The following is an 11012-nucleotide window of genomic DNA, read 5'->3' as shown; positions in this document are numbered from 1 at the left end:
CGTTCGCGCACAGCGGGGTGCGGGTGGCGGGCGGGCCCGCCGGACGGGTTTAGCCGTCCGCAGATTCACCCCGCCGCCCGTGGAGCCGCACAGCGCTGGTGGTTAGCGTGTGACCATGACGACTTCTGTGTTCGACCTCGACGCCTTCGACCGCTCGGTCCGCCCCCAGGACGACCTCTTCCGCCACGTCAACGGCACGTGGCTGCGCACCGCACAGATCCCGGACGACAAGGCCAGCACCGGTGCCTTCGTGGAGCTGCGGGACCAGGCCGAGCAGGCGGTGCGCGAGATCATCACGGGCGCGAGCGCGGACGGTGAGCACGCTGCGTCAGCGGCGGAGCAGAGCGCGGAGACCAAGATCGCGCTGCTGTACCGCTCCTTCATGGACACCGAGCACATCGAGCAGCTCGGCGCCGAACCGCTGCGCGAGGACCTCGACGCCGTGGCCGCGATCGACTCGCCGCGCGCGCTGTCCCGCTGGTTCGGCACGGCCATGCGGCGGGGCATCGGCGCAGCGCTGGACATCGACCTCGACTCGGACCCCGGGGACCCGCAGCGCAACCTCGTGTTCGTGGGCCAGTCCGGGCTGGGCCTGCCGGACGAGGAGTACTACCGCGAGGAGCAGTACGCGCAGATCCGTGAGCAGTACGTGACGCACGTCCAGACCATGCTCGAGCTCGCCGGGTTCGACGACGCCGCACGGCAGGCTCGCGCGGTCGTGGACCTGGAGACGCGCATCGCCTCCCACCACTGGGACAAGGTCACGGTCCGGGACCTCACCAAGATGTACAACCCCATGAGCTTCCAGGAGCTCACGGGCCAGACGCAGAACCTCGACTGGAACGCGGTCCTCGAGGGCATGGGTCTCACGCCGGAGCACCTGGCCACGGTGGTCAACGCCCAGCCGAGCTTCTTCACGGGCCTGGACGAGCTGCTCACCCCGGACGAGCTGGACGCGTGGAAGTCCTGGGCCCGCTGGCACGTGGTCTCCTCCCGCGCCGCGTACCTCTCGGAGGCGTTCGTGGCCCAGAACTTCGCGTTCTACGGCACGGTGCTGTCCGGGACCCCGCAGCTGCGCGAGCGGTGGAAGCGCGGCGTCGGGCTGGTGAACGGCGCGCTGGGGGAGGCCGTGGGCAAGCTCTACGTGGCGGAGCACTTCTCCCCCACCGCGAAGGCCCGCATGGACGAGCTGGTGGCCAACCTGCTGGACGCGTACCGGGACTCCATCGAGAACCTCGACTGGATGACCGAGGGCACGCGCGCGGAGGCGCTCAAGAAGCTCTCCGGGTTCACCCCCAAGATCGGCTTCCCGGAGAAGTGGAAGGACTACTCGGCCCTGGAGATCCGCGGTGACGACCTCGTGGGCAACGTGGTGCGCACCACCCAGTTCGCGGTGGACGAGCTCGCGCGCAAGGCCGGGCAGCCCGTGGAGAAGCACGAGTGGCTTATGACCCCGCAGACGGTCAATGCCTACTACCACCCACTGCGCAACGAGATCGTGTTCCCCGCCGCCATCCTGCAGCCCCCGTTCTTCGACGAGACCGCAGACGACGCCGTGAACTACGGCGGCATCGGCTCGGTGATCGGCCACGAGATCGGTCACGGCTTCGACGACAAGGGTTCCACGTGCGACGGCGAGGGCAGGCTGCGCAACTGGTGGACGGACGAGGACCGCGCGGCCTTCGAGGAGCGCACCGCCCGCCTCGTGGGCCAGTACGCGGCTCTCACCCCCGCCCAGTTCGGTGACGACGACGCCGCGCCGCACGTCAACGGCGAGCTCACCCTGGGCGAGAACATCGGAGACCTGGGCGGACTGTCCATTGCCTACAAGGCATGGAAGCGCGCGCAGGAGAAGAGGCAGACGCCGGACACGGACAGCATCGACGGCTACACCCCCGCGCAGCGGCTGTTCATCTCGTGGGGCTACGTGTGGCAGGAGAAGTCCCGGGACGAGGCCCTGCGCACGCGCATCGCCACGGACCCGCACTCCCCCGCAGAGTTCCGCGCCGGGCAGACCCCGCGCAACGTGGACGCGTTCTACGAGGCGTTCGACGTCACGGAGGGCGACGGCATGTGGCTGCCCGAGGAGGAGCGCGTCACCATCTGGTGACCCTCCCCGGGTACGACGACGGCCGGTTCCCTCGCGCTCGAGGGGACCGGCCGTCGTCGTCACGGACTCGTGGAGCCGGTCTGCGATGTGCCACGGGACCGCCCGGGCGGGCGGCGGGGCACCTCACGGGTGGGTGCCGAGTGACAGGGTGTGCGCGGCGGTGCCGCGAGCCTGCCCAGCGCTCCGCCCTGGAACGTCAGACCGAGGAGTCCGCCACGCTCGGCATCTGGGTGATGAACACTCCCCACATCACCAGGATGAACACGAACCAGAGGATCACGAGCACCAGCATGACCAGGCCCACCCAGCCCAGCACCTTGCCCGCGGTGGCCCGGCCCCCCAGCTTCTCGGCCTTGTTCGCCTGCCACAGCGCGAACGGCGCGAGGAGAGGGAGGACGGTGACGGACAGGATGCCGAGCACCAGGGACGTGTCCGTGCTCCTGGTGGCCTCCGCGTAGCGCTGCGCGTCCTGGGGGCTGCCGGGAACGTACTCCCACCGCCCCGCCGGCTGGGCGTAGGGGTGGTACTGGTTGGTGTCCACGGGCACGCCCCGAGCTCCCCGCGGATCCACGGAACCGTGGTGCTGCTGCGGGCCGCGAGGGGCGTCCTCGTGGTTCGGGGGTTCCCGGGTCGGCTGGTTGCTCGAGCTCATGGTGCGTCCTCCACGACGTAGGTGTTTGCGAGTGCGACCATCCTCTCCCGGGTTGCTCCCAGGAACAAGGAGCCGGGGCTGGGCCCCGGTCGTCCGCTCCGGATCCGCGGTACGGCATACCATCGGGGGAGGAGCACCCCGAGGAGGACCGTGAGCCATCCCGAAGACCCGGGCGCGCGCCGTCGTGACCCCGTGAGCCGCCGCCTGCTGCGCGGCGGGACAGAGCCGGACCCCCGGTTCACGCTGGCCAACGAGCGAACCTTTCTGGCCTGGATCCGCACCTCCCTGGCCTTCCTGGCCGGGGGCATCGCCGTGGAAGCGTTCACGGGCGACATCTTCGACCTGGCACTGCGGAAGGTGCTGTCCATCGTGCTGCTGCTGCTCGGCATGCTGCTCAGCGCCGGAGCCGCCGTGCGGTGGATCACGGTGGAGCGGTCGATGCGGCACAAGACCCCCCTGCCGCTCCCGCTGATCGCCCCGTTCGTGGCGATCGGCGGGGCCATTGCCTCCGGCGTCCTGGTGGCCGTGGTCCTGGCGCGATGACCTCCCCACCGGCCGCGAACGTGTGCGGGCACGACGACCCGGGGCTGCAGCCCGAACGCACCGTGCTGTCCTGGGGCCGCACGCTGCTCTCGCTGTGCGGTGCGGCCGCTCTGCACCTGCGGTGGCTCCCGACGCACGGCGCCTTCGTCCTCAGCCTGCTCATCGTGGCCCTGAGCCTCGCGGCCGGTATCTATGCCACTCAGCGCATGCGCTATCGCCGCTCCGTCACCGGTATTGCCACTGACGAGATCACCCCCGACGCCGCCTCTGTCCTCCTGACCGCCGCAGCCTGCGTGCTCCTGGGACTGCTGGGCCTCGTGGCCATCCTGTTTTTCTGAGGAGTTGTCACCACTTAGGCGGGTCCGGGCGTGGGAATGCCCCGCGAGCCGGATGGGCCGCGCATAATGGCGGACAGCCGCAGAACCGCTGCGCAACCCCGGATCCACAATCCCTGGGAGGACCCAGTGTCTTCATCTTCATCCGGCGGCGGACACGCCGGGGCGGCCACCACGCCACCCCACGCCACCGTCAACCGCCAGCCCGATCCGCAGCAGCCCGGCCAGGGGGATCCCGCTGACGGCTCGCTGCAGCGCACGCTGAAGTCCCGCCACCTGACCATGATCGCCATGGGCGGGGCCATCGGCACCGGCCTGTTCGTGGCCTCGGGCAACTCCATCAACACCGCGGGCCCCGGTGGAGCACTGGTCGCGTACGCCGCCATCGGCCTGATGGTGTTCCTGCTCATGCAGTCCCTCGGCGAGATGGCCACGCACCTGCCGGTGGCAGGCTCCTTCGAGGAGTACTCCACCCGCTACATCAGCCGCTCGTTCGGCTTCGCCATCGGCTGGAACTACTGGTACAACTGGGCCATCACCGTGGCCGCGGAGCTGGTGGCCGCCGCACTGGTGATGCGCTACTGGTTCCCGGACGTTCCCGCGTGGATCTGGTCCGCCGTCTTCCTGGTCATCCTGTTCTCGCTCAACGCCCTGAGCGCACGCGCGTACGGCGAGGGCGAGTTCTGGTTCTCCCTGGTGAAGGTGATCACCGTGGTGATCTTCCTGATCCTGGGCGTCCTCATGATCCTGGGCATCCTGGGCGGCCCCTCCCCCGGTTTCCACAACTGGACCGCGGGCGAGGCACCCTTCGTGAACGGGTTCACGGGCATCATGTCCATCTTCATGGTGGCCGGCTTCTCCTTCCAGGGCACCGAGCTCGTGGGCGTGGCCGCCGGCGAGGCGGAGAACCCCGGCGAGACGGTCCCCAAGGCCATCCGCACGGTGTTCCTGCGCATCCTGCTCTTCTACATCGGCGCGATCACCGTGATCGGCTTCCTGATCCCCTACACCGATCCCAGCCTGCTGGCGAGCGACGTGGAGGACGTCTCCATCTCCCCGTTCACGCTGGTGTTCGAGCACGCGGGCGTTCTGGCCGCGGCCTCCGTGATGAACGCGGTCATCCTCACCGCCATCCTCTCGGCCGGCAACTCCGGCCTCTATGCGTCCACGCGCATGCTCTACGCCCTGGCGAAGAGCGGCAAGGCACCGCGCTTCCTCGCCACGGTCAACCGCCGCGGCGTGCCCATGTACGCGCTGCTGGCCACCACGCTCATCGGCATGTTCTGCTTCCTCACCACGCTGATCGGCGAGGGACAGGCATACGTGTGGCTGATCAACGCCTCCGGCCTGGCCGGGTTCATCGTGTGGATGGGCATCGCGTGGAGCCACTACCGGTTCCGCAAGGCCTACGTCCTGCAGGGCGGAGATCCCAAGGACCTCACGTACCGGGCGCGCTTCTTCCCGATCGGGCCCATCGTGGCACTGGTCATGTGCGCCATCGTGATCGTGGGACAGGGGTACACCATCTTCACCTCCGGGGACGTCAACCCCCTGAGCCTGCTGTCCTCCTACCTGGGCCTGCCGGTGTTCCTGGCCCTGTGGCTCGGCCACAAGCTGGTCACCAAGGACAAGCCGGTGGACCTGCGCACCGCGGACGTGACCCCCGGGCACTGACCCCGGCACCCAGCGCTCCGTGGCGCGGCTCGGTGCGCGGGCGTCGTCGTACGACGCCGCCCGCGCGCTCGCCCCGGCCGGCCACCCACCCCGCGGGAACCGCCCCGCAACGGGAGAACCGCCCCGCTCTCTCCAGAGAGAGCGGGGCGGTTCCGAGTCTGGGGGCAGAGGGGTCAGTCCGCGATCAGGTCCCGCACCACGATGGTGTCGTCGCGGTCCGGCCCCACGCCGATGGCCGAGATCCGGCAGCCGGACATGGCCTCGAGCGCGTGGACGTAGTCCTGCGCGTTCTTCGGCAGGTCCTCGAGCGAGCGTGCTCCCGTGATGTCCTCGGTCCACCCGGGGAACGTCTCGTAGACCGGCTTGGCGTGGTGGAAGTCGGACTGCGTCATGGGCATCTCGTCGAAGCGCTGACCGTCCACCTCGTAGGCCACGCACACGGGGATCTCCGTGATCCCGGTGAGCACGTCCAGCTTGGTGATGAACAGGTCCGTGAAGCCGTTGATCCGCGCGGCCTGGCGGGCCATGACGGCGTCGTACCACCCGGTGCGGCGGGGGCGGCCGGTGTTCACGCCGAACTCCCCGCCCGTGGTGCGCAGCCGCTCCCCCATCTCGTCGAAGAGCTCGGTGGGGAACGGGCCTGCCCCCACCCGGGTGGTGTAGGCCTTCTGGATTCCGATCACGCGGGTGATGCGCGTGGGCCCCACACCGGAACCCACGGAGGCGCCGCCGGCCGTGGGGTTGGAGGAGGTCACGAACGGGTAGGTTCCGTGGTCGACGTCCAGGTAGGTGGCCTGCCCACCCTCCATCAGGACCACCTCGTCACGGTCCAGGGCCTCGTTGAGCAGCCGGGTGGAGTCCACGATCATGGGGGACAGCCGCTCCGCGAAGCCCATGAAGTACTCCGCGATCTCGTCCACCTCGAACGCGCGCCGGTTGTAGAGCTTGACCAGCAGCTCGTTCTTCTGGCGCAGCGCACCCTCGATCTTCTGCCGCAGGATGGACTCGTCCAGCACGTCCTGCACGCGGATGCCCAGGCGCCCGACCTTGTCCATGTAGGTGGGGCCGATGCCGCGCCCGGTGGTGCCGATCGCGCGCTTGCCCAGGAACCGCTCGCTGACCTGGTCCAGCGTCTGGTGGTACGGCGCCACGAGGTGCGCATTCGCGGAGATCCGCAGGTGCGAGGTGTCCGCGCCGCGCGCCTCGAGACCGTCGATCTCCTCGAAAAGCGCCTGGGGGTTGATCACCACGCCGTTGCCGATCACGGAGGTGGCGTTCGGGCTCAGGATGCCGGCGGGAAGGAGCTTGAGCTCGAACTTCTCGCCGCCCACCACCACGGTGTGCCCGGCGTTGTTGCCGCCGTTCGGCTTGACCACGTAGTCCACGCGACCACCGAGCAGATCCGTGGCCTTGCCCTTGCCCTCATCGCCCCACTGGGCGCCGACGATCACGATTGCTGGCATGGAATCACTCTCTGTGCGGGTACGGCCCCGAGGGCCTGAGGAACCAACGGCCCAGTCTACCCGGAGCGCCCGGGAGGCTCGTGTGGGCGGAACGTCGCGACCCCGATCGGCGCCGGGGATGTCACTACCGCGCAGTACCCAGCTCGTTTTCAGGTGTAACACAGGTGATTTTTACGAAATCGTTGCTTTTCACTGCAGAACAGCGCACCCTGGGGGCACTGTGATGCATCTCACGGCATCGCCCCCAATGTCAAAGGACGAGACATGAATCACGAAACACGAGCAGGTCGCGGCAGAGCCGCCAAGACCTGCCTGGCTACAGCCCTGGGCCTGTCGCTGGCCCTGGGAACGGTGCTGCCCGCCAGCGCCGTGGACATGACCCCGGCACCCAAATCGGATGACCTCAACACCCAGAACCCCGACAACCTCATCAGCTCCGAGCTGAAGAAGGCCGAGGGTCAGGTAGCCGTCTTCGTCCAGCTCAAGGGCCAGAGCGCCTTCGAGGCCACGCAGCCAGCAGGCGTGCGCACCGGAGGGCAGAACCCGGTCCAGGCCGCCGCCCAGGTCAAGGCCATCCGCCAGTCCGTGGACAAGGCCAGCACCACCCTGGCCTCCGAGTCCGGCTCCGAGGTTCTCTACACCACGGCCAACGCCATGCGGGGCGTGGCCCTCCAGGGCGATGCCGCCAAGCTGCGCGAGCTCGCCAAGCGCTCGGACGTCGTGAAGGTCTCCAAGATCGTTCCCAAGTTCCGCAACAACGCGGGCTCGGTCGTGGACACCGCCACCCTGGACTCCTGGACCCAGACCGGTCAGACCGGCAAGGGCGTCAAGGTCGCGATCATCGACTCGGGCATCGACTACACCCACGCGGACTTCGGCGGACCGGGCACCGCCGAGGCGTACGCGAAGGCCAAGGCGTCGAACGACATGCCGTCCAAGGACTCGGGGCTCTACGACCCCAAGAAGTTCGTGGGGGGTTACGACCTCGCCGGTGACGACTACGACGCCCGGATCCCCACCAGCGTGGCAAAGCCGGACAACAACCCGCTGGACTGCGAAGCAGGCGGTCACGGTACGCACGTCTCCGGCACCACCGCTGGCTACGGTGTGGGCGAGGACGGCAAGACCTTCCGGGGCGACCACACCAAGCTCACCAAGGACCAGGTGGGCAAGATGAGGATCGGCCCGGGCACCGCTCCCGGAGCCGAGCTGATCGGTCTGCGGGTCTTCGGTTGCGAGGGCTCCACCAACCTGGTCATCGACGCCATGGACCGCGCGCTCGATCCCAACATGGACGGGGACTTCTCGGACAAGGCGGACATCATCAATATGTCCCTCGGCTCCGACTTCGGCCCGGCCGACGACCCCCAGAACGATTTGATCGATGCTCTGTCCCGACAGGGCATCCTCTCCGTCATCGCAGCGGGCAACGCCGGCGACTCCCACGAGATCTCCGGTTCACCGGGCAGCGCGCGTTCCGCCCTGACCGTGGCCAACTCGCAGGGCAGCACCGCCGTGCAGGATAAGGCCGAGGGCCTGTCCCCGGACAGCGCCAAGGGTGAGCTGATCGGCTCGTACAGCGGCAGCTTCAACTACGCGGGTGCCAAGCCCGAGCAGCTCGAGGGCAACGTGGTCGTGGCGCCCCAGGACAACAAGTTCGGCTGCAGCCCCTTCTCGCAGGACTTCGCGGGCAAGTGGGTCATGCTCGACTGGGAGGACAACGGCCCGTTCCCGTGCGGCTCGAAGGTCCGCTTCGACAACGTTGCCGCTGCCGGCGGCAAGGGCGTGGTCCTGGAGTCCGACTACTCGGTGGACCCCTCCGCCATTGCGGGCAACGCCAAGATCCCCGGTCTGCTCATGAGCAAGGAGTCCGTGGCCAAGATCAAGCCCGCGGCCCAGGCCGGCGGCGCGAAGATCAAGATGTCCCCGGAGTGGATCGGTGCCGCCAAGGCGCAGACCGGCCACAAGGACCAGGTCAACGACTCAACGTCCCGCGGCCAGCACGGTAGCAACGGCGTCATCAAGCCCGACGTCGCCGCGCCCGGCACCGCGATCGGCTCGGCCGGTGTGGCCCAGGGCAACGGCGTGGCGGTCATGACCGGCACCTCGATGGCCACCCCGCACGTGGCCGGCATCGCGGCCCTGGTACAGCAGAAGCACCAGAACTACAGCCCGCAGCTGCTCAAGTCCGCCATCATGAACACCGCCGTCCACGACGTGCACGCCGCGAACGGTGCGACCTCCGCGGTGGACCGCGTGGGTTCGGGCCGTGTGGATGCTCTGCGCGCCGTGAACCAGGACGTGATGGTCTACGACAAGGCCGATCCCGCACTGGTCTCCTCGACCTTCGGCGTCACCGAGATCAAGGACGGCAAGCAGAGCTTCTCCCGTGAGCTGGTCCTGGACAACGCCGGCGGCGCCGCGCACACCTACAAGGTGCGCTTCGACGCCTCCACCGACGTTCCGGGTGTGACCATCTCCGCTCCGAGCTCCGTGACCGTCCCCAAGGGCGGCAAGGCCACCATCAAGGTGACCGCCACCGTGGACCGGGCCCAGATGAAGAAGACCCACGACCCCTCGGAGGCCGTGACCCAGCTGGGTGAGGCACGCCAGTTCCTGGCCACCGAGTCGGGCCGCCTGGTGCTGAGCGAGAACGGCAAGGACATGCGGCTGCCCATGTCGATCGCGCCGAAGCCGTCCGCGGACATGCGCGTGGACAACGCCAAGCTGGACCAGTGGGACAAGAACAACACGAGCAGCGTCTCCCTGGCCGGCACCGGCCTGGACCAGGGCGGCTGGAAGTCGGCCGTGGGTGCCTTCGAGCTGGGTGCGAAGTCCGCTCGGATGGACGCCACCGACCTTGCCGGCGGCAACTCCCAGTTCGCGGACCTGCAGTACGTGGGAACGTCCTCCAACATCCCGCAGCTGAAGGCCGAGAAGGGTGATGTGGCCAAGGACGGCCTCATCAACTTCGGCATCTCCAGCTGGGGCAACGCCTCCACCATCAAGCCCGACGTGGAGGTGGAGATTCCCATCGACACCTCCGGTGACGGCCGTCCCGACTACTACGCTGCCCTGGGCCGCGTGGACGGTCTGGACTACCCCGTGGTGAACCTGTACGGCTACGTCAACGGTGAGCTCACGGTGATCGACAGCCAGCCGCTGAACGGTTCCTGGGGTGATGTGGACACCAACACGTTCGACACGAACGCCATGGTGATGCCGGTCAGCGCCGCCAAGATGGGCATCGATCCCGCCAAGACCGACACCAAGCTGACCTACCAGGTGAACACCTACTCCGCCAACGTCAACGGCGCGGTGGACCGCTCCGGTGCCATCACCTACAACCCGGTCAACCCGAAGGTCTCCTTCCGCGGTGAGAAGTTCAACGCGTCGCTGTTCAACGACCAGCCCGGCAAGAAGCTGACCGCGCACCGCGCGTCCAGCTCGACCAAGGGTGAGGCCCTGTTCCTGCACCTGCACAACGGCACCGGGGACCTCTCCGGGATCAAGGCCGGTCAGGACGGCTCCAAGGCCGAGGTGAAGACCGTGCAGTCCCCGGCGGCGCCGCCGGAGACCCAGAACCCGATGTTCAAGGACGTCCCGAAGAGCCACGTGTTCTACTCCGAGATCTCCTGGCTGGCCAACAAGGGCATCACCAAGGGTTGGCCGGACGGCACCTTCCGCCCGGCCCAGTCCGTGAACCGCGACCAGATGGCCGCCTTCCTGTACCGGATGGCCGGTTCCCCGCAGTACACCCCGCCCACCAAGTCTCCGTTCAAGGACGTGCCCACCAACCACGTCTTCTACAAGGAGATCGCCTGGATGAGCGAGCAGGGCATCACCAAGGGCTGGCCTGACGGAACCTTCCGCCCGACCCAGCAGATCAACCGCGATCAGATGGCGGCCTTCTTCTACCGCATGGCGGGATCCCCCGCCTACACGGCTCCGAAGGCTTCCCCCTTCAAGGACGTGCCCACCAACCACGTCTTCTACAAGGAGATTGCCTGGATGAACAGCCAGGGCATCGCCAAGGGCTGGCCTGATGGGACCTTCCGTCCCTACCAGCCGGTCAAGCGCGATCAGATGGCTGCCTTCCTCTACCGCTACGACCAGCAGAAGTAGCCGCGAGGAGCGGGGTCGGGATCTCTCCAACCCCCCGCACGCCAAGGGCCCCGTGACCTCCACTCCTGGAGGTCACGGGGCCCTTGGCGTGGCAGTGGCACCAGGTGCGC

The 11012-nt window shown here is 68.3% G+C and carries 7 protein-coding genes; 5 read left to right on the top strand and 2 right to left on the bottom strand.

The genetic code is table 11. From position 1 onward, the window contains the following. Positions 1 to 115 precede the first annotated feature (115 nt). Complete coding sequence (locus D9R02_RS04320) at positions 116 to 2110, top strand: M13 family metallopeptidase (protein ID WP_121566407.1); 1995 nt, start codon at positions 116 to 118, stop codon at positions 2108 to 2110. A gap of 196 nt (positions 2111 to 2306) precedes the next feature. On the opposite strand, the gene D9R02_RS04315 is transcribed toward D9R02_RS04320, so the two are convergent. After that, positions 2307 to 2762, bottom strand: coding sequence for a DUF4190 domain-containing protein (locus D9R02_RS04315; protein ID WP_039101602.1), 456 nt, complete (start codon positions 2760 to 2762; stop codon positions 2307 to 2309). Between the two features lie 150 nt (positions 2763 to 2912). On the opposite strand from D9R02_RS04315, the gene D9R02_RS04310 reads away from it, so the two are divergent. From D9R02_RS04310 to D9R02_RS04300, 3 genes are all read left to right on the top strand, one after another. Beyond that, positions 2913 to 3305, top strand: a complete 393-nt coding sequence (locus D9R02_RS04310) for a YidH family protein (protein ID WP_019309836.1) — start codon at positions 2913 to 2915, stop codon at positions 3303 to 3305. Further along, on the top strand, positions 3302 to 3643 hold the full coding sequence (locus tag D9R02_RS04305; RefSeq protein WP_019309835.1) for a DUF202 domain-containing protein: 342 nt from the start codon (positions 3302 to 3304) through the stop codon (positions 3641 to 3643). The genes D9R02_RS04310 and D9R02_RS04305 overlap by 4 nt, the downstream gene beginning before the upstream one ends. A 126-nt stretch (positions 3644 to 3769) precedes the next feature. Beyond that, complete coding sequence (locus tag D9R02_RS04300; protein WP_121566406.1) at positions 3770 to 5314, top strand: amino acid permease; 1545 nt, start codon at positions 3770 to 3772, stop codon at positions 5312 to 5314. A gap of 173 nt (positions 5315 to 5487) precedes the next feature. On the opposite strand, the gene D9R02_RS04295 is transcribed toward D9R02_RS04300, so the two are convergent. Next, positions 5488 to 6777 (bottom strand): adenylosuccinate synthase, encoded by a 1290-nt coding sequence (locus D9R02_RS04295; protein WP_019309833.1) that lies wholly within the window; start codon positions 6775 to 6777, stop codon positions 5488 to 5490. 264 nt (positions 6778 to 7041) lie between these two features. On the opposite strand from D9R02_RS04295, the gene D9R02_RS04290 reads away from it, so the two are divergent. Then, the gene (locus D9R02_RS04290) at positions 7042 to 10902 is read left to right on the top strand and encodes a S8 family serine peptidase (RefSeq protein ID WP_039101600.1); all 3861 of its coding nucleotides are present in this window, start codon (positions 7042 to 7044) and stop codon (positions 10900 to 10902) included. Positions 10903 to 11012 lie beyond the last annotated feature (110 nt).

Origin of the sequence: Kocuria rhizophila, assembly GCF_003667225.1 — a bacterium.
GTDB lineage: Bacteria > Actinomycetota > Actinomycetes > Actinomycetales > Micrococcaceae > Kocuria > Kocuria rhizophila.
Note: the sequence above shows the minus strand (reverse complement) of the source record. Positions and strands in the feature narration are given on the sequence as shown.

Bases quoted from the DNA above. Each gene is read 5' to 3' on its own strand.
- D9R02_RS04320 (WP_121566407.1), top strand. From the start codon at position 116: ATGACGACTTCTGTGTTCGACCTCGACGCCTTCGACCGCTCGGTCCGC.
- D9R02_RS04295 (WP_019309833.1), bottom strand. From the start codon at position 6,777: ATGCCAGCAATCGTGATCGTCGGCGCCCAGTGGGGCGATGAGGGCAAG.
- D9R02_RS04305 (WP_019309835.1), top strand. From the start codon at position 3,302: ATGACCTCCCCACCGGCCGCGAACGTGTGCGGGCACGACGACCCGGGG.
- D9R02_RS04315 (WP_039101602.1), bottom strand. From the start codon at position 2,762: ATGAGCTCGAGCAACCAGCCGACCCGGGAACCCCCGAACCACGAGGAC.
- D9R02_RS04290 (WP_039101600.1), top strand. From the start codon at position 7,042: ATGAATCACGAAACACGAGCAGGTCGCGGCAGAGCCGCCAAGACCTGC.